This window comes from Streptomyces sp. TLI_185 (genome assembly GCF_003814765.1).
GTDB lineage: Bacteria > Actinomycetota > Actinomycetes > Streptomycetales > Streptomycetaceae > Streptomyces.
The window spans coordinates 40,203-60,550 of sequence record NZ_RKRB01000001.1; the positions used below are offsets into that span (position 1 = coordinate 40,203).

The 20,348-nt window shown below is 68.8% G+C and carries 21 protein-coding genes; 13 read left to right on the top strand and 8 right to left on the bottom strand.

Annotated elements, in window-relative coordinates:
- The first annotated feature begins 124 nt into the window (after positions 1 to 124).
- From EDD92_RS00150 to EDD92_RS00210, 13 genes are all read left to right on the top strand, one after another.
- Complete coding sequence (locus EDD92_RS00150) at positions 125 to 349, top strand: hypothetical protein (RefSeq protein WP_123962298.1); 225 nt, start codon at positions 125 to 127, stop codon at positions 347 to 349.
- 691 nt (positions 350 to 1,040) lie between these two features.
- Entirely contained in the window at positions 1,041 to 1,556 is a 516-nt protein-coding gene (locus EDD92_RS00155; RefSeq protein WP_123962299.1) for a hypothetical protein, read from the top strand.
- Positions 1,502 to 2,398: an ATP/GTP-binding protein gene (locus EDD92_RS00160; RefSeq protein WP_260326238.1), complete on the top strand. Its 897-nt coding sequence runs from the start codon at positions 1,502 to 1,504 to the stop codon at positions 2,396 to 2,398. Before EDD92_RS00155 ends, EDD92_RS00160 begins: the two co-directional genes overlap by 55 nt.
- A 22-nt stretch (positions 2,399 to 2,420) precedes the next feature.
- Positions 2,421 to 3,125, top strand: coding sequence for an SAF domain-containing protein (locus tag EDD92_RS00165; protein ID WP_260326239.1), 705 nt, complete (start codon positions 2,421 to 2,423; stop codon positions 3,123 to 3,125).
- A complete protein-coding gene (locus EDD92_RS00170; protein ID WP_123962300.1) occupies positions 3,125 to 3,952 on the top strand; it encodes a hypothetical protein in 828 nt (275 codons plus the stop codon). Before EDD92_RS00165 ends, EDD92_RS00170 begins: the two co-directional genes overlap by 1 nt.
- Positions 3,942 to 5,429 (top strand): CpaF family protein, encoded by a 1,488-nt coding sequence (locus EDD92_RS00175; protein ID WP_123962301.1) that lies wholly within the window; start codon positions 3,942 to 3,944, stop codon positions 5,427 to 5,429. The genes EDD92_RS00170 and EDD92_RS00175 overlap by 11 nt, the downstream gene beginning before the upstream one ends.
- Positions 5,426 to 6,379, top strand: a complete 954-nt coding sequence (locus tag EDD92_RS00180; RefSeq protein ID WP_123962302.1) for a type II secretion system F family protein — start codon at positions 5,426 to 5,428, stop codon at positions 6,377 to 6,379. The genes EDD92_RS00175 and EDD92_RS00180 overlap by 4 nt, the downstream gene beginning before the upstream one ends.
- Positions 6,376 to 7,260 (top strand): type II secretion system F family protein, encoded by an 885-nt coding sequence (locus tag EDD92_RS00185; RefSeq protein WP_123962303.1) that lies wholly within the window; start codon positions 6,376 to 6,378, stop codon positions 7,258 to 7,260. Before EDD92_RS00180 ends, EDD92_RS00185 begins: the two co-directional genes overlap by 4 nt.
- Before the next feature lie 41 nt (positions 7,261 to 7,301).
- Entirely contained in the window at positions 7,302 to 7,622 is a 321-nt protein-coding gene (locus tag EDD92_RS00190) for a hypothetical protein (protein WP_123962304.1), read from the top strand.
- Positions 7,622 to 8,047 carry a TadE/TadG family type IV pilus assembly protein gene (locus EDD92_RS00195; RefSeq protein WP_185124383.1) on the top strand — a complete coding sequence of 142 codons (426 nt, stop codon included), beginning with the start codon at positions 7,622 to 7,624 and terminating at the stop codon, positions 8,045 to 8,047. The genes EDD92_RS00190 and EDD92_RS00195 overlap by 1 nt, the downstream gene beginning before the upstream one ends.
- A gap of 5 nt (positions 8,048 to 8,052) precedes the next feature.
- Positions 8,053 to 8,505, top strand: coding sequence for a TadE/TadG family type IV pilus assembly protein (locus EDD92_RS00200; protein ID WP_123962305.1), 453 nt, complete (start codon positions 8,053 to 8,055; stop codon positions 8,503 to 8,505).
- Positions 8,505 to 8,951 (top strand): TadE/TadG family type IV pilus assembly protein, encoded by a 447-nt coding sequence (locus EDD92_RS00205; protein WP_123962306.1) that lies wholly within the window; start codon positions 8,505 to 8,507, stop codon positions 8,949 to 8,951. Before EDD92_RS00200 ends, EDD92_RS00205 begins: the two co-directional genes overlap by 1 nt.
- Positions 8,951 to 12,409: a LysM peptidoglycan-binding domain-containing protein gene (locus EDD92_RS00210; protein ID WP_123962307.1), complete on the top strand. Its 3,459-nt coding sequence runs from the start codon at positions 8,951 to 8,953 to the stop codon at positions 12,407 to 12,409. The genes EDD92_RS00205 and EDD92_RS00210 overlap by 1 nt, the downstream gene beginning before the upstream one ends.
- Before the next feature lie 79 nt (positions 12,410 to 12,488).
- On the opposite strand, the gene EDD92_RS00215 is transcribed toward EDD92_RS00210, so the two are convergent.
- From EDD92_RS00215 to EDD92_RS00250, 8 genes are all read right to left on the bottom strand, one after another.
- Positions 12,489 to 13,283 carry an aminoglycoside phosphotransferase gene (locus tag EDD92_RS00215; RefSeq protein WP_260326240.1) on the bottom strand — a complete coding sequence of 265 codons (795 nt, stop codon included), beginning with the start codon at positions 13,281 to 13,283 and terminating at the stop codon, positions 12,489 to 12,491.
- Between the two features lie 214 nt (positions 13,284 to 13,497).
- The gene (locus EDD92_RS00220) at positions 13,498 to 14,670 is read right to left on the bottom strand and encodes a radical SAM protein (protein WP_260326241.1); all 1,173 of its coding nucleotides are present in this window, start codon (positions 14,668 to 14,670) and stop codon (positions 13,498 to 13,500) included.
- 69 nt (positions 14,671 to 14,739) lie between these two features.
- Positions 14,740 to 16,098 (bottom strand): glutamine synthetase family protein, encoded by a 1,359-nt coding sequence (locus tag EDD92_RS00225; protein WP_123962308.1) that lies wholly within the window; start codon positions 16,096 to 16,098, stop codon positions 14,740 to 14,742.
- Positions 16,098 to 17,591, bottom strand: coding sequence for an amino acid permease (locus tag EDD92_RS00230; protein ID WP_123962309.1), 1,494 nt, complete (start codon positions 17,589 to 17,591; stop codon positions 16,098 to 16,100). Before EDD92_RS00230 ends, EDD92_RS00225 begins: the two co-directional genes overlap by 1 nt.
- A gap of 106 nt (positions 17,592 to 17,697) precedes the next feature.
- Positions 17,698 to 18,705 (bottom strand): hypothetical protein, encoded by a 1,008-nt coding sequence (locus tag EDD92_RS00235; protein ID WP_123962310.1) that lies wholly within the window; start codon positions 18,703 to 18,705, stop codon positions 17,698 to 17,700.
- A 114-nt stretch (positions 18,706 to 18,819) separates the two neighbouring features.
- Entirely contained in the window at positions 18,820 to 19,530 is a 711-nt protein-coding gene (locus EDD92_RS00240) for a hypothetical protein (protein ID WP_123962311.1), read from the bottom strand.
- Entirely contained in the window at positions 19,527 to 19,958 is a 432-nt protein-coding gene (locus EDD92_RS00245; protein ID WP_123962312.1) for a DUF6415 family natural product biosynthesis protein, read from the bottom strand. Before EDD92_RS00245 ends, EDD92_RS00240 begins: the two co-directional genes overlap by 4 nt.
- Positions 19,955 to 20,296, bottom strand: a complete 342-nt coding sequence (locus EDD92_RS00250) for an ATP-binding protein (RefSeq protein ID WP_185123876.1) — start codon at positions 20,294 to 20,296, stop codon at positions 19,955 to 19,957. The genes EDD92_RS00245 and EDD92_RS00250 overlap by 4 nt, the downstream gene beginning before the upstream one ends.
- Positions 20,297 to 20,348 lie beyond the last annotated feature (52 nt).

Genomic DNA, 20,348 nt, shown 5'->3' on the forward strand with positions numbered 1-20,348 from the left:
GCAGCCTTGCAACGACGCCCCAAACCACTTGAGATTTGCTCACGCGAACCAGTAATTTACTTCTGCATAGCGGGGTGTCACCTTGAACCCGCCTTGCTGGGCACCGATGTTAGGGGACACCCGCATGTCGCACGCTCCTCGTCAGATTCGCACTCCACAACCGGCCTTCGACGGCGAATGGCCTGACCGGACGCAGGACGTCTCCAACGTCGGGGACGCGTGCGTGGTCCACGGGAGCGGCGACTTCGACCTCGCTGACCTGATCGCGGTGCGCGGTCGCTTCCCCGGCCGGCACGTCACCCTCGACGGCGACGTGATCACTGTATGGCCGCCAGTCCGGCAGCAGTGAAGCGCGCCCCCTCCCCCGCCCCCGTTCACGTCACCGGCACGACCCCCGCGCTGCGATGACCACCTCCAGATCCCCTACCGAAAGGAACCAGCCCCATGACCCGTCGGGACACCACAGCGCTCGACAGACGCCTCACCACGCTGACGATCGCGGCCGAACTGGCCCTGGGAGCGGTCGGCTGCTCAAACGGCCGCCCCAGCCTGCGAACTCCAGTCCACCGCGGTCAGCTTCGAAACCCGCGGATGCAGCAAGCGGCACCCGATCGCACCCACACCACAGCGACCGGCCACCACAAGAACCCGCGTCGAGATCTCATTCACGCCAACAGCAAGCCGACCCATGCAGCACCAAACGCAGTACGCCCCACACCGTGTGCGGGCGGAACGAGCGAATACACAGCACACCACTCCCAAAGCGACCAGACGCGACCCGAGTTGTTTGAGTCAACTCGATTAGGTCACTGGGAAGTTGACTGGCATATGCGTAGCCTAACGACCACGCAACGCATCACCGCAGCTCCACCAGGCCGCAGACCTGGGCTGCCGTGCGCCGGCGGCCAAGAGCAGCGATCATCTCGCACCACGCCGTACGGGGAGACAACGTGACAGCCACACAACCACGCTCATCCGGGCTCAAGCTCACTGCTGTTCGCACCCGGAAGCACGCAACCGCCCTGCTTCTCGCCGGGAGTTTGGCGGCGCTGGCCGGCTGCAACGATAACGGAGCTGACGCGTCACCGTCGAAGCCCAGTTCTACTCAAACGGCCAGCCCGTCGTCGTCCCCCCGTTCCGCTGCCGAGGCCGAGAACGCCGCCGTCCTCGCGGCCTACACCAGCTCCTGGGACGCACAGACCGCGGCCTACAGCAAGGCCTCCTCCGCGGGCACCGACCTCAAGAAGAACACCACCTTCAAGGCGCTGGCCGACATCGAGAAGGATCTGGCGGTCATGCGGAAGGCCGGACAGGTGACGACCGGAAAGCCAGCGATCAGTCCAAAGGTCGTCAAGGTGACCGACGCCAAGATCCCCACGGCCACGGTCACGGACTGCGTCGACACGACGCACTGGATCCTGACCGACAAGGCCTCGAAGAAGCCGGTCCCGCTGCCCACGACGCGGCTCATCAAATACGTCAGCACCGCAACGCTTGAAATGTGGGGGACGAAGTGGATGGTCACGAAGTTGACCGCTCAAGAGCAGTCCTGCTGATCCGGCGTCTCGCCGTTCTCGCCGGCGCACTCGTCGTGGCCTCGGCGGGCATCGCGCACGCCGGCGACGATCCCGACGTCGGTGCCGGCAAGTGCCAGGTCATCAAGTTCTGTGTCGACGTGGGCGTCGGAGACGAATCAGGCGGCAGCGACGGACAGGCGGGTGGCTCGCAGGGCGACGACGGCAGCGACAGCAAGATGAAGTGCACCTACACCAAAGTCGATCCGAAGCCGCCTGCCAACCACCCGGCCTGGAAGGGCAAAGACCCCAAGAAGAACGACCTGTACTTGATGGAGTGTTCGGACGGCGCACAGAACAACCCGGCCAGCTTCATCGTCGTGCCCACAGGCCGGAATCCTGCCCCGCAGGTCGACCCCGCGGAGTTGGCCCAGCGCGCGGTGGATTCCATGACGCTGCTCGGCCCGGACATCGCCAGCCCGCGCGCGGCCGGCAAGTACACGGTGGGTGTCCCGATGTGGATGTGGGTCAACGAGAGCGCCACGACCTACGGACCGAACACCGCGACGGCCACGGCGGGCGGGGTCACTGTCACCGCGACCGCGGAGGTCTCGAAGATCGTGTGGACGATGGGCGACGGCGCCTCGGTAACCTGCAACGGCCCCGGTACGCCCTACACCTCGTCCGAGGGCATGGCCCAGTCCCCGACCTGCGGACACGTGTACGCCAAGACCTCGGCCAGCGCTCAGAGCGGCAAGTTCCCCGTGACCGCGACCTCGACGTGGACGATCAACTGGGCTGGCGGCGGACAAGCCGGCCAGCTCACCGAGGTCCGGCAGACCAACGTGCAGGTGGCCGTCGGCGAAGTACAGGTCGTCAGGTAACGCCGCCGGAAGGACAAAAACGGTGAGCAAGACCCAAGAACGTGTAGACAAAGCGCCCAACAGCGTCCCGCAGCACGAGCGTGTGGCAGGCCCGGTGGCGCCGCCCCGGGTGTCGGCTCGCAGGCGACGACCAGGGGTCATCGCCCTGTCGCTGGCACTGATCGCCGCTGGCGGCGCCGGAGTTGCCGTGCTGTTGCTGCAGGTCGGCAACCGCACGGACGTGGTGACCGTGGTCCGCGACGTCCAGGTCGGCCAGGTCCTCGCAGAGGACGACCTGGGCAAGGCATCTGTCGCCCTGGGCCCGCCCGTCAAGGCGGTGCGCGCCGAAAACCTCAAGTCGGTGGTGGGCAAGCGGGCCGCGGTGGAGCTCAAGCCCGGCTCGCTACTCGCGCCCTCGCAGGTGACGAAGGACAACCTGGTGAAGGCCGGCGAGCAGTTGGTGCCGATCGGGCTGGAGCCCAAGCAGATCCCGGCCACTGCGCTGGTGCCGGGCCAGAAGGTGGAGTTGGTGCACGTCCCGGCTCAGGGGACGACAGACGCCGGCAAGACGTCCGACGCTGCGCCGCAGACCATCGACGGCCGGGTCGTGAAGGCCTCCGGCGCCGCCCCCGGTACCGGGATCGTGGTGGTCGACGTGGCTACCTCTGCCGCCGACGGTGCCCTGGCCGCCGCGTGGGAGGCGGCGGGCACCCTGCGTCTGGTTCTTGCTGCTCCGGGCGGTAAGTGATGGCGGTGATCGCGCTTGCTGGGTGCAGCGGTGCGCCGGGTGTGACGACGAGCGCGCTGGCCTTGTTGTTGTCGTGGCCGCTGGAGGCGGGTCGGCGGATGATCCTGGCCGAGTGCGACCCGGACGGTGGGGCGGTGCTGCATGGTCTGTTGCAGGGCACGCTCGGCGACCGGTACGGGCTGCGCAACCTCAGTGTCGCCGCTCGCAAGGGCGAGTTCAGCGAGGCCTTCTGGCGGCAGCTGATCGACCTGAGCAGTGAGGACGGCAAGAAAGAGTCGCCGCGCGACCGGCTGCTGCTGCCCGGCCTCACCGACCCCGCCCAGGCGGCGAGCCTCGGCCAGGTCTGGAAGGTCCTCGCGCAGATGTTCCGCGGCATCGAGGCCGAGAGCGGCCACGACGTCCTCATCGACCTCGGACGGCGCGGCGCGTACGGGCCCTCCGGGATCCTGGCCGAGCAGGCCGACGCCACGTTCGTCGTCGTCCGCAACACCCTGCGATGCCTGCAGGCGGCAGAGGGCCGGGTGCGCGCGCTGGAGGAGCGCGTCGGTGACGTCAGCGTGCTGATGGTCAATGAGGGCCCGTATCCCGCGGGCGAGGTGCAGCGGGTGCTACAGGTGCCGGTGATCGCCACGCTGCCGTACACGCCGAAGGACGCCCGCGTGCTGTCCGACGGCGCCGAACAGCCGCGCCACTTCCCCAGGTCGCCCTTGATGAAGGCCGCCCGCATCAGCAGCGCTCTCCTTCTCCAGCGGGCTGGCATGCGCCGGGCCCGGCTCGATCCGCGTGGTGCGCGCGCGGCGGGTGGGGAGGTGACCCGTGCACGCTAGGCCTCTGCACCCCGACCCCTCGGTGGCCCCGCCGCCCCAGGAGTGGGGGCACCCGACCAACGGTGCACCGGCAGTTGCCGGTGCTGCCTCGAGTACGCAGGTGCTCGGCACGACGGTTCCGCAGATCACCGTCGACTACCGGGTGGCGAGGGACATCGCGTCCCAGGTCGCCAAGCAGCGCGAGGAACTGATCAAGACGAAGCCCGACATGGACCGGGCCAGCGAAGAGCAGCGCTGCCTGAACTGGATCGCCGAGGCGGTCGCGCTGTGGTCGGACGCCCAGGCGATGACGCCGCAGGAGGACGAGGCGCTGCGCCGGGCGGTGTACGACCTGCTGTTTCGGGCGGGCCGGCTGCAGCCGTACCTGGACGATGACCGGGTCGAGGACATCATCATCCAGGGCCCGGGCGAGGTGTGGCTCGACTACGGCGACGGCGAACGCCGCCGGGTCGGGCCGATCGCGGACACCGAGGACGAACTGCTGGAACTGTTGCGGGAGTTGGCCCGCGGCTCCGGGCACAGCGAGCGGACCATCTCCACCGCGAACCCCACCCTCGCCCTCTCGCTGCAGGACGGCTCCCGCCTGCAGGCCATCACCGGGCTCGGGCCGATGACCTACGCGGTCATCCGCCGACACCGGGTCTCCCACGCGAATCTCGACGACCTGGTCCGGCTGGGCACCATCGACCCGATCCTGCGCGAGTTCCTCGGCGCCGCCGTACGCGCCGAGAAGAACATCATGATCGCGGGGAAGCAGAAGGCCGGGAAAACCACGCTGCTGCGGGCGATGCTCAAGGAGTTCGACCCGCAGTGCCGGTTTGCGACCATCCAGACCGAGGACGAGCTATTCGCCCACCACAACGGCTACCACCAGCAGGTCGTCTCCCTCATCGGGCGCGAGTCCAACGGGGAGAAGGACGTCACCGGCCGCGGCGCCGGCGAGGTCACGCTGCTGGACCTGATGCATCCCGCGTTGCGGATGTCGCTGGAGCGGATCGTGGTCGGCGAGGTCCGCGGCCCCGAAGTCGTCGCCATGATGCAGGCGTTGACGAACGGCTCCGGCGGCAACCTGTGCACCATCCACGCGCGTCGCCCGGACATCATCTTCGACCGGATCGCCGAGCTCTACGCGCTCGCCCAGGAGAACCTGTCCGAGCAGCTGGCCTACCGGCAGACGGCCAACGGTCTTGATTTCGTCGTGTACGTCGACATGACGGACGAGACGCAGATCGGCGGCCGCCGCCACCGCTACGTCTCCCACGTGCTGGAGCTGACCGGGATCGGCGAGAACGGCCGGCCCGCCACCAATGAGGTCTTCTCCCCAGGAGCTGAGTGGGGGGAGCTGCGGGCGGTTCCGCGGATGGATCCGGGCTGCATCGATGACCTGCGCCGCGTCGGCTTCGACTCCAGCCTGCTGCAGGAGTCGTACGGGGCGTGGGCGGCGCCGTTGCCTTTGAAGGTGGGGGCGGGCCGATGACGCTGGTGTTCGGGCTGCTGTGCGGCATGGCCGTGATCGGTGGGCTGATCGGTGTCGTGGCGGGTGTCGTGGGTACGACTGCGCCGCGCCGGGCCCCGCTGCACGTCCGCTGGCAGGCGGGCCTGCACGGTGGGAAGAACCAGGGCGAGGACGCACGGCTGCGGCGACGGACCCTCACCGTGGCGGCCGTCATGGTCTTCGGGGCCGTGTGGCTCATCTCGGGGAACTTCGTCGGCGCTGCGCTGCTCGGCGCGGCCGTCATCGGCGTGCCCTGGCTGATCAGCCCGGCGCAGATGGCTCAGGAGCGCATCGGCCAGCTGGAGGCCTTGAGCGAGTGGACGCAGCGGCTGGCCGGTCTGCTGCGCCTCGGCATGGGCCTGGAACAGGCGATGATCACCAGCCGTCAGGGGGCGCCAGACGAACTCGCCGGTCAGATCATCAACCTGTCCGACCGGCTACGCCTGGGGTGGCGGCCGGACGGAGCGCTCCGCGCGTTCGCCGAGGAACTCAACGATGTCACCGCGGACAAGGTGGTCGCCGCCCTCATCCTGTCGGCGGGCGACCGCGGCCCGGGCCTGGCGCAGGCACTGGAGGATCTGTCGGGCACCGTCCGCGAAGAGGTCGCCAAGAAACGCGCCATCGAGGCGGACCGCGCCAAGCCCCGCACCACCGTGCGGTGGATGACCATCATCACCGTGGGCGTCGTGGTGGCCGGGTTCTTCGTGCCGTCATACACGAAGCCGTACTCCACGCTGCTGGGACAGCTCGTGCTGGCCTTCCTGACGGCCGGGTTCGTCGGCGTACTCGCCCTGATGCGGCAGCTGGGCACTTTCCGGCGCGTCCCGCGCTTCCTGGTCACCGACCCAGCCAGCACCGTGCGTCTGCCCGCGCCCGCGCCGGAGCCGGATGCGCCGATCGCCGCTCGGGAGCCGGAAGGGGCCGCCTCGTGAACCTGCTCCCCGTTGTCGTGACCGGTGGCACGGTCGGCGCCGGCGTCGCCCTGCTGATTAGGGAACTCCTGCAGCCCCAGCCCGCGTTGGGGCCGGCCCTCAAGCGCAGCGCCCCCGCCACTTTGACCATGCCCGAGCCGGAGCTGGACCGCGAGGAGGTGTGGGGCCGGTGGCTGCTGGCCCGCCTCGAGCGGCTCCCGGGCGTCCGGGTGCCCACCGTGAACCTGGCCCTGCTCGGGCAGGGGCCGGGCCAGTTCATGCTGAAGAAGACCGCGCTCGCTGGTCTGGGTCTGCTCTGCCCGGTGATCGCGACGATTCCGTGGATCATCGCGGGCGTGGGGCTGCCGTTCTACGTGCCCGCCGGTGTCGGACTCCTCATCGCCGGCTTGCTGTTCATCACCCCGGATCTCGCGGTGCGGGACCAGGCCAAGCGTGCGCGGGAGGAGTTCGCGCACGCCCTGTCCGCCTACCTCGACCTGGTCGCCCTCAAGCGGGCCGCCGACGCCGGCCCCGCCGAGGCCCTGGAAAAGGCCGCCGAGGTCGGCGAGGGCTGGCCCTTCCTCTATCTCCAAGGCGCGCTGCGCCGGGCACGGCTGGAGAAGATCCCGCCGTATCAGGCGCTCACGGAACTCGCCCACGAGTATGACTTGCCCGTCCTGGACGACGTCGCCGACATCATGCGCGGCTCAGCTACCGACGGCGCCGCCGTCTACAAGGCACTACGGGCCCGCACCGCCGCCCTCAACGCCGAACTGCTGGCGGATCAGTCCACCGAGGCGAACGCGGCCAGCGAGAAGATGACCGCTCCCGGAGCCCTGCTCGCCGTCCTGGTCATGTTCTTGATGGCATTCCCGGCGGTGATCCGCTTGCTGACCGTCTGAGACCACTCCGACTCGTTCAACGCACCAGAGAGGCAAGGAAGATGACGCACACCACAGCCCGCACCCGCCGTGCCGTGCTCCCGGCGGCTACCCACCCGCACTGCGGCCCGTCCACCACATCCCGCGGACCAGGCCGTCGTCGTCGGGCCACGCATGCCTGGGAGCGCGCCAACGGTGGGGTCCTCCGGCTGACCACGCGCGTACAGGAAGGCCTTCAGGAGGCCGCCCGCCGTCCGGACCGCGGCGACATCAGCATCACCACCGTCATCATCTGGCTCGCCGCCATCGCAGGCGCTGCCACGATCGCCGGGACCATCGCCGTCGTGATCGCCAAGTACAACGGCAAGCTCTTCGGCGCGTGATGAAGCCTCCCGAGCGGCTGACGGACTGGTGGCAGGGACGAAGATGGCACGACGACCGCGGCGACACCAGCATCCAGATGGCGATCATCTTCCCGTTCGTGCTGCTCGCCACCCTCGCCGTCATCCAGGCCTCCATGTGGTACTACGCGCGGCAGATCGCCCTGACCGCTGCCCGCGAAGGCCTCACGGCGGCCCGCTCCTACCAATCGAGCCCGGCCGACGGGGCCGCCCAAGCACGCAACGTGCTGGGCCGCACCGCAGGCGACAGCCTGCGCGGCTACAGCGTCTTGGCCGCCGGCGACGGACAGCGGGTGCAGGTCCAGGTGATGGGCACGGCCCTGTCGATGATCCCGGGCGTGCCGGGCCTGCAGATCAAGCAGTCGGCATCCGGAACCGTGGAGCGCTGGACCGTCCCCGGGGAGTGAAGCACGTGCGATCCACAGCCCGTTGGGCCCGCCACCTGCACGGCGATGAGGGCAGTGCCGCGATCGAGGCCGCGATCGTCCTCCCGGCATTGATCATGTTTCTGTGTCTGGCGATCGCCGGCGGTCGGATCGTCTCCTCCGGCTCGAAGATCGATTCTGCGGCTGAGGACGCGGCCCGGGAGGCATCCATTCACCGCACGGCGGCGGCCGCCCAAGGTGCCGCGCAGGCGGCGGCCGCCGAGTCCCTTAACGACCAGGGCATCAAGTGCGCGTCGACATCCGTCAGCATCAACACCGGTGGCCTGAGCGTGCCGGTGGGCCAGGTCGGCACGGTCACCGTGACCGTGACCTGCACGGTCAATCTGTCCGACTTGCTGCTGCCGGGGGTGCCGGGGGCCAAGACGCTCACGTCGACGGCGACGTCGGTCGTGGACCAGTACAGACAGCGAGGCGACTGATGATCTTGCGTCGGTTCCTACGGACACGGTGCGACGACCGGGGAGGCGTCACCGTGTTCGTCGCGGTGTGCGTCTTCGCGCTGATCGGCATCATCGGTCTCGCCGTGGACGGCGGCAGCAAGATGCGCGCCACCGAGCACGCCGACTACATCGCCGGCGAAGCCGCCCGGGCAGGCGGACAGGCCATCGACCCCGCCGAGGCCATCAACGGGACCGCGATCACCATGAATCCACAGGACGCACAGGCCGCAGCCCAGACGTACTTGCGCTCCGCTGGCGCCACCGGCACGGTCAGCGTGTCCGGCGACGGCAAAACCCTCACCGTCACGGTCACCAGCACCTACGACACGAAGTTTCTGTCGGTGGTGGGAATCGGCTCTCTGTCGGTGACCGGCCATGGCAAGGCCACCCTCCTGCACGGCGTCACCGCTCCCGAAGGAAACTGATGAGCACCACCCCCTCCCCCGCCGCAGCGGCCGCACGCACCCTGAGCCGACTCCTCAAGGCAGTCCTGAGTCTGCTGGTCCTGGCCGCCGCGGTCGCCGGGCTGCCGCTGCTGCTGGCCTGGGCCACTCCGGTCATCTGGGCTTCCACCCACGACGACCTCACGCACCTGCTGGACCGGCAGGACACGGGCGCCGCGTTCCTGCTGCTCCTCGTCGCGGTGGGCTGGATCGGGTGGGCCCAGTTCGCGTTCTGCGCCGTCCGCGAGTTGATCGCGCAGGTGCGAGGCCGAACCTGGCACGCCCCGCGAGGGATGGGCGCCTCCCAGCGCGCCGCGGCCCTCCTGATCGGCAGCATCCTGGTGCTGCTGCCCACGAGTTCGGCCCTGGCCTCCGACGCCCAGGCCGCCCCGGCCACCACGGCGGCCCACATCCCGGGCCAGCCCCAGGCCCCGCAGGCCGTCGACACCGAGCAGGCCTCCAGGCCCTCGTCAAGCACCGCGGCGCCTCGCACGCTGTACACGGTGCGCGAGAGGCGGCTGGCGGAGAGCCTGTGGGGCATCGCCGAGAAGGAGTTGGGCGACGGTGAGCGGTGGCGGGAGATCGCTGCCCTGAACGAGGGCCACACCATGGTCGACGGCACGGTTTTCCGCGCGAACAGCTTTCTGCAGCCCGGCTGGCAGCTTCAGATGCCCGACACGCCAACGGGAGCGGGAGACCTCCGTACGCAGTTGGATGAGGCCGCGCCGGCTGGCGGCGAGAAGAGCGAGCACGTCGTCACGGTCCACTCGGGCGACTACCTGTCGAAGATCGCGGAGGAAGAGCTCGGCGACGGCAACGAATGGCCCGAACTGTTCAAGGCCAGCCAAGGCCAGGAACAGCCACACGGCCTGCCCAAGATCACCGACCCGGACGTCATCTACGCGGGGCAGCAGGTCACCGTGCCCGGCACCCAGCCCGACCAGCCCACTCCGCCGCACGGCAGCAACGACGGCGATGCGGCGGGCAGCCAGGACACCACTCCCCCGGAAGCGAAGACGCCTGGCGCCGAACAGTCGCCGGGCGATGACGCGGGGGATGCGCCAGCTACGGGCCCCAGCACGGCGCCCGCTCCAGCGTCGTCGGCTCCCAGCGCAGCGAGCAGCCGCCTGGCCGAGCAGCCCGGGCAGGCCCAGGGCTCGCCCTCCGCCGCTCCTTTTGCCACGCCGCAGCCCAGCAGCAACGCCCCCTCTGCCGCGTCGGCGTCGGCCGGGCCGTCCGGTTCCGCTGCCTCCTCCCCCGCCGCCACGGCATCCGAGACGCCGGCGTCGGCCCCGTCCGACGGTCCGCTGAACTTGCGCACGGTCCTGGGTGCCGGTGCACTGCTGGCCGCCGCCATCACCGCAGCGCTCGCCCTGCGCCGGACCCTGCAGCGCCGGCGCCGCAAGCCAGGCGAGAAGATCGCCATCGCGTCGGAGACCTCCCCGGCCGAGGCCCAGTTGGCGGCGGTTGCCGAACCAGGAGGCGCCGCTCGGCTGGATGTGGCCCTGCGGACCCTGGCCCACCAGCTGGCCCAGCAGAAGAACGATGCGGTCTTGCCTCCGGTGCGGGCCGCACGTATCGGTGCCCGCACCCTGGAGGTGCTGCCCGAGGACCTCGCCCTGGACGCTGCAGCGCCCTTCGTCGCCGGGAAGGCCGGTTGGTGGGTCCTGCCCGCCGACGCCGACCTCCTAGACGAAGACGCCGCCCGCGACGTGCCGGCACCGTACCCGGGGCTGGTCACGATCGGCCACGCCGAGACAGATGACCTCCTGCTGCTCAACCTCGCCCGGCTGCCCGCCCTGCTGCTGGACGGCAATCCGGTCCACATCACCGAGGTGTGCACCTCACTCGCCCTCGAACTCGGCATGAGCCCGTGGGCCAGCGAAGTCGAAATCGTCACCATCGGCTTCGGCGAGGACCTGCCGCAACTGCTGCCCACCGCGCGGATCGCCCACATGCGCCACGCCTCACACGCTCTGCGCGACCTGAGTGAACGGCTACTGGAAGCGCACCAGATGCCCGAGACCAGCCATCATCCCTACCTGCTGCTGTGCGCGGCGGCACTTGACTCGGACACCGCCTGGAAGTTCGCCGACGTTATCGACAAGGCCGGCAGTTTGCCCGTCACCTTGATCGCACCGGCCAGCACGGCGGCCGCGCACTTCCCGGAGGCGGAGATCCTCAACGCCTCGGTCAGCGACCCGCAGCCTCTCGACGCCGCCGGCACCGACATCACCGTGCAGCGCCTGGAGCACGCTTCGTACCTTCAGATCACCACCGCGCTGCGGGTGTCCGCGCAGCCGGCACACCCGGCCGAGGGCCCCTGGCAGGACGTCCCGGCCGAGTCCGACGTCTGGCAGGAGCCTGCGCCGGAGGAGTCCGCCGGGCCGCTCCCCGACGCTGACTCGACCCCTCCGTCGGCATCGGGCGCGGAAGTGGACGGCGAGGTCTTCCCGGCCCTGCTCGCCGCCACCACGGATCCGTCCGGACTACGTCTTCTGGCCGCCACCACGCCAACGCCTCAGGTTGCGGAGGAAGCCGAGCCTGGGGCCGACGCGCCCGTGGCCCCTGCCGCCGGAGGTCCGGATAACCCTGACCCTGTCGCCCGACAGGCCGCCGAGGCGGGAGCGGTACAGGAGGCGGACGAGGGCGAGACACATGACCTGCATGCCCCGGAGATCCGGGTGCTGGGCCCGGTCGAGGTAGACCGCGTGGACAGCACCGGCCACGGCCCGCGGATGGCACAGCTCGCCGCCTTGTTGTTCTTCCGGCCCGGGCGGAGCGCGGACGTCCTGTGCTCCCATATGGATCCCGTCAGCCCCTGGTCGACGAGCACCCTCAACGCCCGGATGCAGGGCCTGCGCAGTTCCCTGGGCAGCGACGCGTCCGGCAGCCTCTACGTGCCGCGCCGCAAGGCGGCAGAGGACCCGTACCGGCTCGCCCCCGGTGTGCGCTGCGACTGGACCCGATTCCTTCAGCTCGTCGAACGCGCCCTGCCACTGGGCCCGGCCGGCCTGACCGATATGGAGAAGGCGCTCGCCCTGGTGAGGGGAAGGCCGTTCGGCGGCAAGCCGCTGCCCTGGGCCGAGCCCCACCAGCAGGAAATGATCACGCGGATCATCGACGTCGCCCACACCGTGGCCACCCACCGCACACCCCCGGGCCCTCACCATGACCTCAGCGCGGCCCGCCAGGCCGTCGCGACCGCGCTCGATGTTGACCCCACGGCGGAGCTTTTGTATCGGGACTGGCTCCGGATCGAGAGCGCGGCCGGCAACCGGCAGGGGCTGCACACCGCCATCACCCGCGTCCAGCAAGTCAACCGGGCGCTGGACTGCTCCCTCGAGACGGAGACCACACAGCTCCTCAACGAGCTGCTGGGCTTGACCCACCACGACCACGCTCACCCCCCTTCACTGCCGGAACGTCAACGGCCGTGATCTGTTACACCCCAACGTCTGTGTCCCTGCTGGGGAGGTGACTCGGGGCACAGACGTTGGGAGGATCGGGCCTGTCCGGTTACCTTCGGTGCTCCTCCCAGGAGCGTGCCGCCTCCCGCATGGGGTTCGCCCAGTCGTCGGTGCTCTCGGCCGCGATGGAGTCCCAGAGACGGCGCTGGACGCGGGCCAGGGCATTGAGGCCTTCCGCCGGGGCGAGCGCCCATGCCGGGTGGGTGGCGGACGCACGCTCCGCCTGATCGCGAGTGTGGCCGTGAGCGATCAGCCAGAGCAGCCAGAGCGCGGGGTCGATCCAGGCGGCGCCGGTGGAGGCCCAGCCCCAGTCCACAAAGAGGGCTCTGTCCCCGGATACGAGGACGTTGTGCGGGTTCCACTCCGTGTGGAGGAGGCTGTCACCAGCGAACCAGGACAGGTCTGCGGGGTCGTCCACGAAGGTGCGGAGCCGATGCGGCATGCTCTTCAACTCGAGTGCCGGCGCCGGGACCTTGGCCAACCGCCTCATGGTGGCCATGACCGCCGGCAGGTCGCGGGACTTGGGCGTAAAGTCGGCGTGGCCGCCGTTGACGTACTCGAATCCGAGCAGACTCCAGCCGTCCTCTTCGATGTGCCAGAGCAATTCCGGGGCGATTCCCCGGAGGTATGGGCTGATCTGCGCCTCCCGATTCTGGGTCCATACGCGCGGGTGATCCATGGGCAGGCCCTTGACGAACAGGGTGTCCTCGGGGGTGCGCACGCGGGCGGCGATTGCGCTGTTCAGGCCTGCGTTGATGTTCCCGACGTCGACAATAGGGCCGCTGACCTTCTCGATCATCCGCCGCACGGCGTCCGGCAGGTCGGTGAGCCGCTGCGTGGACATTGCGGAGAGCCTCCAAGGGGAAGGTGCCGGGGCCGCCTTCAGAGGCAGCCCCGGGCAGGTGGGGTGGCTAGTTGTACGGGTTGTAGTCGCCGCAGCCGGGCAGCGCTTCGGCGAGCAGGGCGTCCACGTCCTCGACCAGGGTGACCTCCTCGGGGTCCTGGACAGCAAGTCTCCGGCTTGCGCGTCAGCTCGATGATCACAGCGGGTCATGTCACTACCTCGTTTTGTGTTGGCAGTAGTTTTCGAGCGGTGCCTTCGCCTTCTGGAAGACCTTCGCCATCGGCCTGCACACCCGGCACATGCCGGACAGCGTGCAGCCGTTGCATCCTCTGGTGCGAAGCATGAGGGACTCGGCGATTGCGCCGAGCTGGGTCAGACCTTCCACACCTTCGGCGATCAGGTCGATGTTCGGTTCGCGGCCGACCTTGCAGATCGAGGCCCGTCCGAACGGGTCGGCGTGGAAAGACGTCACGCCGGCCGGGCAGGCAGTGAACGGTGCCCGGTTGGTGAGGTACTCGGGCGACAGCGACGGCAGCGTCTCGGCACCACCATGGATGGTGGGCGAGTTGTTCGCGTACTCGCGGAACGGCAGATCGAGGCTGCGCACCCAGGCGCGCATCAGGTCGATTTCCTGGGCGTTGGCCTGCACGATGATCAGGGACAGGTCCAGGTTCAGCACGGCGTCGATCGCCATGCGCAGGCCGCGGGAAAACCGAGTGAAGGCGCCGCGGTTGCGAGTCACCGTGTCGTACGTCTCGGCCGTTGCGCCGTACATGCTCAGCGTCAGCTTGGTCGGCGGGTAGGTCCGCAGCAGGTTCAGGATGTGGTCTTTGTGCAGGCGAGAGCCGTTGGAGAGCACCTCGAGCTGCATTCCCAGCTCGTACGCGAGCCGGTACGACTCGGGGAAGTCGGGGTCGATCAGCGGTTCCCCGCCGGTCATTTGCAGCCAGATCACGCCCGCGTCGCGCATGATGGTCAACAGCTTGCGCTTGCCGTCCATGTCCAGGCCCTGGAACCGTTTCTCGCCGAGGTAGCACATCACGCAGTCGTAATCGCACCCGAGATTGATCTCCCAGGTCGCGCGGCTGAACTCGTAGGGGCCCGCCTCGCGCACCAGGACCACGTCGTCAACACGGCGGCCCGTCAGGTCCAACTTCCATTGGGCCCGGACCGCGTCGGCGAGCCACTGTGGCACGGTGTGGGGAACTGACGTGCGCAGTTCCTCGAACCGGGCCTTGGGGAGCTGCAGAGCCTTGGCACTGCCCTGCCGCAGGACCAGGCGCCGCTCTCCGAGTGGCGTCGCTACCAGTTCATGCACGTCGTCTTCCTTTCTCGTATCTGTCGGGGACCGGCTTCTGGAGGCGTCGGCCCTCGTTCCCCAGACCACCGTCCGGAGGGGCGAACGAGGTGTTGGCCCCTGCCGCCGAGGGGGAGTTGCACCCGGCGGCAGGGAGTTTCATCGGATCCCGCGCTGGCGCTCGATGTCTGTGACGTGTCTGCGCGACCAGGTGAGCTCGGCTCGCGCTGCGTGGGAGTAGTGCCGCACGACGTCCTTGTCGAGCAGGAACTGGGCGACGGTGCTGTGCTCGAAGTACGCGACTGCCTCAGCGAGGTCGGCGTAGAGGGGGATGGAGTCCCGGTCCTCGTAGGCGTCGCCGTCGCGGGCCGGCCACACCGTCAGCCTTTCCTCGATGCCGTGGGCCATCGCGGCGACGTAGGCGGTGAGTGCAAGATAGGCGTTGGCGTCGGCGCCGGCGAGGCGGACCTCAAGGTGGGCGCCATTGCCGTGGCCGGTGACGCGGATTGCGCAGCCACGGTGATCGAAGCCCCAGTTGTAGCGGGTGGGGGCGAACGAGTGCGGTTGGAAGCGCTTGTAGGAGTTGCCGGTGGGTGCGTACAGCGGGGCCATGTGTGGCGTCGCTGAGATCAACCCCGCCAGGGCGTGCTTCATGACGGGTGGCAGGTCTTCGCCCCGGTGATGGGCGAACGCAGGTTGGTCGTGCTCGTTCCACAGGGACAGGTGCAGGTGCAGGCCGCTGCCGACCCCCGTTTCCGGAGCCGCCATAAAGACCGGCGTCATGCCGTGTCGCCTGGCGATGGCAGCAACGATCTGCCGGAAGACCGCGTAGTCATCGCATGCGGCGAGCGCGTTGCCGTAGGCGAACGTCACCTCGGCCTGCCCCGCCGCTCCTTCGGTCTTGATGGCCTCGTAGATGATGCCGGTGTCGTTCAGCGCGTCGCCCAGATGGCGGAAGAAGTCATCGACCACAGGCGGGTGTTGCAGGCCGTAGTCGAGGTTTTCGCTCCATGCTGGTGCCGGGCCGGACGGTCCGTCCGTGTACAGCACGAACTCGGCTTCTACACCCGCCTTCACCAGATAGCCCAGTTCACGCAGGCGTTCGATCTGCGTTGACAGCATGTACCTGGGGGCCACGACCACGGGCGTGTCGTCGTGGACAGGAGTACCGAATACCAGGGCGGTGCCGGGCCGGTGCGGCAGCATGCGGACGTTGTCGAGGTCAGGCGTGACCAGGAAATCACCGAAGCCCTCGGCCCAGCCGGTCAACTCGAACCCGTTCAGAGGCGTCATGTCGACGTCCGTGGCCAGGATGTACGAGCACATCTCAGCCCCGCCTGTCATCCGCTCGAGGAAGACCCGGGCGTTGAAGATCTTGCCCTGGAGTCGCCCCTGGATGTCCGGTACGGCCAGCATGATGTCGGTGACCGATCTGTCGTTGAGGAGGCGTTGAAGCGTCTCCTGGGTCGCCGGTCCTGTGGGCCAGGGTGTATCGGTGGTGTTGGCCGACGCGTTCATCAGAAACCCTCCAGCATGGCTTCGCTGCGCTGGGCGGTGTGGGCGGCGGTGAGCTGGTAGTCCCGCTTGCCGCGTGTCAGCCAGGTCCCCCAGGCCAGCAGCAGCGCGGCCAGCAGGGTCACTCCGGCGTAGTTGAAGGAGTCCGTGGTGATGGGCGTCGACTGCGGAAGGCAGAACACGATGGTGATGACCGCGACGTAGGCGACCGCGATGGCACCGATCGGCTTTCGCCAGCGCCCCAGGCTCCTCCGGCCGGACTGGTAGGCGCGGCCCTTGCGCAGGGCGAGGAAGACGGGGATGCCGTAGGCCGGCGTCATGCCGACGGCGTTGATCGCGGTGATGGCACCGTAGGCGGCGGGCGACCACAGGGCCGGCAGGGCGAGCACGAACGGCGCGACGATGACGAACCACACCGCGCGTGTGGGCGTTTTCGTGCGGTCGTTCACGATCCGCCAGCTCTGCCAGCCGGGCAGGGCACGGCTGCGGGAGAAGGCGAAGACCATGCGGCTGGCGGCGGCGACCTCTGCGTTGCCGCAGAACAGCATGGCGACCATGACGACCAGGAGCAACGCCTTGGCGCCTGATGCGCCAAGGACGTCGAGGAAGATCTGCGCGGGTGGCACCCCGGTCGCCGAGTTCTGCGTGGCCGCGTAGCCCTGCATGGCGAACAGCAACCCGGCCAGGAGTACGAAGCCGGCCGCCCAGGAGACCCATATGGAGCGCACGATGCCGCGGGGTGCCGACATCTGCGCGTCGGTGGTCTCCTCGGCGACGTGGACGGAGGCGTCGTAGCCGCAGAACGTGTAGCCGGCCAGCAGGCTGCCGATGAGCGCCACGTAGAAGGCGCTGGAGAAGCCGGTGTCGTTGTGGAAGTGGGTGAACACGAAGCTCACCGACTGGTGCTTGGCCGGGGCGAGGGTGAGGGCGCCAACGATGACGGCGACGCCGATCAGCTGCCAGTACACCGAGATCGAGTTCAGCACGTTGACCAAGCGCACACCGGCCGAGTTCAGCAGACCGTGCACGAGCAGGATGCACCCGAAGATGGTCATGGTGGAGCCGTCGGTGGGGGTGATGCCCCACTGCAGTTGCGCGAACGCTCCGGCGAAGGCGGCTGCGCCGTAGTCGATGCCGGCGATCGCGCCGAGCAGGCCGAGCAGGTTCAGCCAGCCGGTCACCCAGCCCCAGCGAGGCCCACCGAGCTTGTCGGCCATGAAGTACGGGCCGCCGCTGGTGGGATAGGCGGAGACGACATCGGCCAGGGACAGGCCGACCAGCAGCGTCATGAAGCCGATCACGATCCAGCTGCCGAGCATGACCACGGGACCGCCGTGGCCCAGGCCGAACCCGAACAGGGACATCCCGCCGGCCAGGATGCAGATGACCGAGAACGAGATCGCGAAGTTCCCGAAGGCGCCCATCCGGCGGGAGAGCTCGGGCTTGATACCGAGGTCTGCAAGGAACACGTCATCTGAGCTCGTTGGTTCAACCATGCTGGCACTTCTGGAAGACACCAGAGATCCACTTTCAGAGGGGAAGGGAAGGTGCGGGGGCAGATCCGGGGAGCGTTGATCACGCCGGGCGGAGGCGCACGACTGTTCACCACAGCGGCCGCTCCCGTAGGGCGGTAGCGCGGATGCGCAGGAACTCCGTCGTCCAGTCGTAGCTGCGGCCCAGGCTGACGTTGATCGTCTTCCATGGCTCCGGGGTCGTGTACGGGCCCATCGCCTCGAACACGGCCCGCGCGTCCTCGCCGCAGGCCACCAGGGCGTGCGCGAGGTGGTTGAGATCCAGCGGCGACAGCCATCCGTGGTGGACGGGCGGGACGGACGCGAACCAGCGATCGCGCGCCTGGCGTGCGTAGTGCGCGACTTGGGCGGTCTGCCAGAACTGCAGGGCGCTCCCCCGGCCGTTGCCGTGCCGCTCCCGGTAGACGTCCATGAGCGCGTACAGGGGGAGCATGTCCAACTCGAGGTTGTCCGGTTCGCTTGCGACTGCCCAAGCTGCGTAATTCATGGCGGCGGTCGGTCCGCCGTGGTAGAGGTGGAATTCCCGCATGCGGTGGTGCCCCTCCCGGCTGCCGGGATCGCGCTTGTTGATCTCCTCCAGAAGCGGCCACGGTCCCCGGTAGTGCATCGTGGGGTCACCAAGCTGATCCCACGGCATTGGGCGAGATCGCCAATGAGGGTCGAAGTGGTAGGGGTCGAAGGGAAGTTGAGTCAGGTGCAGTAGGCAGATCCACGGCACCGGACAATCGGGCCAGAGAGCTACCGCCTTCATGCAGGCCTGCAGCGCCAGACCGGCGGCCCGTGAGACCAGACTCTTGCCCTTGCCGCTGCGATGCGCCTCGATCGCGGCCCGCGTGAGCACCCGCGCCCACATCATCGACGCGTCCGCGCTGTCAGGTTCCTCGTCCAGCCACGTTTTGAAGACGCCGCCCGCCCCCGCCTGAGCGGCTAGGAGCTGGCTGCGCCTCGTGCGCAACGACCAGTTCGGGCCCGTCCTGGCCAACAGGTCGCGAGCGGCCCGATAGCGCCCCATTTTTAGGTCCTCGAGGGCCGCACGCAGATCTGTGTCGGCGCCGACGGGGCTCACTATCAGGTTCATGTCATTGGGGGGCGCCACTCGGTCTCCGCGGCGGGCGGAGGTGGCACTGGTCGTTAACGAATCGGGCATGGAGGGCCTCGTCGTTGAGAGGGCGGGGGGATTTCGGACAGGGGTCTATGCGGGCGCGGACTTCGCCAGGTCCTCGAGCAGCTCGTCGAGGCCGACGGTGCGGAACGACTGGAGACGGCGAACCAACTGCGAGGCGAGGAACGTCCCGATGTTCGCGTGGCCGTATGGCAACGGCGCGTCCGGCTGGGCAACGACCTTCACGCCCTGCCCCTCGAGGCCGTACAGAGTGCCGTGCACGCCGAACAGGGGCGCGCTCTTGGCCAGGAACACCATCGGGTTGTCCTCGAGGTGCGGACAGAGCTTCGCGGCTGCACGGGCGTGCTTCGGGCACACGGGCGGCTGGTTCGTGAGGATGCGCGCCTGGGTCGGGCCGTGGTCCCTTGGGCCAGCCAGGAAGATGAAGCCGAGCGGCGTCCGGGCGGGGCGCGTGCAGACCTGACAGACCATCGTCTGCATGCACACCATCTGCCGGTGAGGGTGCATCAGCTTCCACTGCGGTTCGCCGGTAATCCGGCCTTGCGCGTCGACGGGGTTCCAACTGCACCGGGCCCACAGGGCGCCTCGCGGGTCTCGGTCCCTGGGGTCCTCATCGCGGTAGTACAACCGCGGGCCGGACGAATGCCGGGCGATGAAGAGGTTGTCTGACGCTGCATCTTCCCTGGCCCTCTGAGTGATGTAGGGCACCAGCGAAAGGCGTGGCTCCCGCGGGTCTATGGCCCGGGGGTTGTAAGCAAGTCTGACGGACGGGAAGGTCATGGCTCCTCCGTGAGGCACTGGTTCTCCACCAGCAGTTCGAGGAGTTCGTTGAGCGTCCACGCCATCTGCCGGACGGCTCCGACGGCCCGCCGGCGGTCGCTGTGTCCTTCCTCGGATCGGATGATGCGACCCCGCTCAACTAGGCCGGCCACCTTCTGATCCCGCTGGTCCACCTTGGAGGTGACGGCGAGATTCACGAGGCGCATCAGGTGGCCACGGAGCTGCTGCGCGTGTTCGTCGACCTCGTCCTTGCTTGGCATGTAGTCGTCCGGGATGGCTGCGATGTCGTCGAGTAACAGGCCATCGACGTACGGCGCCCACCTCTGAATTTTCTCGAGGACTCTCTGCAGGCCCGCCTCGGTGAAGGGCAGTACGGCTGGCCCTACGGGATGGTCCCAGCAGGGGGCAACGGCGAAACCAGTCGTCACCGCGCCTCCTCGGGCGGGGCGAGACGGCACCAGGTCTCGGCGCCGGCATCGCGAGTTCCCCAGTCCCCGCCGCTCTCCTGAACCAGGGCCTCGACGAGGGCGAGGCCGCGCCCAGACTCAGCCTTCTCATTGACGTACTTCCGTGTGGCGCTGCCTGGCATGTCGTCGGTGACGGTCACATTCAGGAAGCCGTCTCGGACTGTGATGCTCAGGCTGATCTCCGTGGTGCCGCTATGCAGAAGCGCATTGGTGAGCAGCTCCGAGATGATCACCATGACGTCGCCCTGCATCGTCTCCAGTCCGCAGTGCCTGAGCCGCGCTGCAGCGATCCGGCGCATCACTCCTACCCGGCATGCGTCCTCTGCCCGGGGCGCTGCGTCACGGCGACGA

Bases quoted from the DNA above. Each gene is read 5' to 3' on its own strand.
- EDD92_RS00150 (WP_123962298.1), top strand. From the start codon at position 125: ATGTCGCACGCTCCTCGTCAGATTCGCACTCCACAACCGGCCTTCGAC.
- EDD92_RS00170 (WP_123962300.1), top strand. From the start codon at position 3,125: ATGGCGGTGATCGCGCTTGCTGGGTGCAGCGGTGCGCCGGGTGTGACG.
- EDD92_RS00180 (WP_123962302.1), top strand. From the start codon at position 5,426: ATGACGCTGGTGTTCGGGCTGCTGTGCGGCATGGCCGTGATCGGTGGG.
- EDD92_RS00190 (WP_123962304.1), top strand. From the start codon at position 7,302: ATGACGCACACCACAGCCCGCACCCGCCGTGCCGTGCTCCCGGCGGCT.
- EDD92_RS00195 (WP_185124383.1), top strand. From the start codon at position 7,622: ATGAAGCCTCCCGAGCGGCTGACGGACTGGTGGCAGGGACGAAGATGG.
- EDD92_RS00205 (WP_123962306.1), top strand. From the start codon at position 8,505: ATGATCTTGCGTCGGTTCCTACGGACACGGTGCGACGACCGGGGAGGC.
- EDD92_RS00210 (WP_123962307.1), top strand. From the start codon at position 8,951: ATGAGCACCACCCCCTCCCCCGCCGCAGCGGCCGCACGCACCCTGAGC.
- EDD92_RS00215 (WP_260326240.1), bottom strand. From the start codon at position 13,283: ATGTCCACGCAGCGGCTCACCGACCTGCCGGACGCCGTGCGGCGGATG.
- EDD92_RS00225 (WP_123962308.1), bottom strand. From the start codon at position 16,098: ATGAACGCGTCGGCCAACACCACCGATACACCCTGGCCCACAGGACCG.
- EDD92_RS00230 (WP_123962309.1), bottom strand. From the start codon at position 17,591: ATGGTTGAACCAACGAGCTCAGATGACGTGTTCCTTGCAGACCTCGGT.
- EDD92_RS00235 (WP_123962310.1), bottom strand. From the start codon at position 18,705: ATGAACCTGATAGTGAGCCCCGTCGGCGCCGACACAGATCTGCGTGCG.
- EDD92_RS00240 (WP_123962311.1), bottom strand. From the start codon at position 19,530: ATGACCTTCCCGTCCGTCAGACTTGCTTACAACCCCCGGGCCATAGAC.
- EDD92_RS00250 (WP_185123876.1), bottom strand. From the start codon at position 20,296: ATGCGCCGGATCGCTGCAGCGCGGCTCAGGCACTGCGGACTGGAGACG.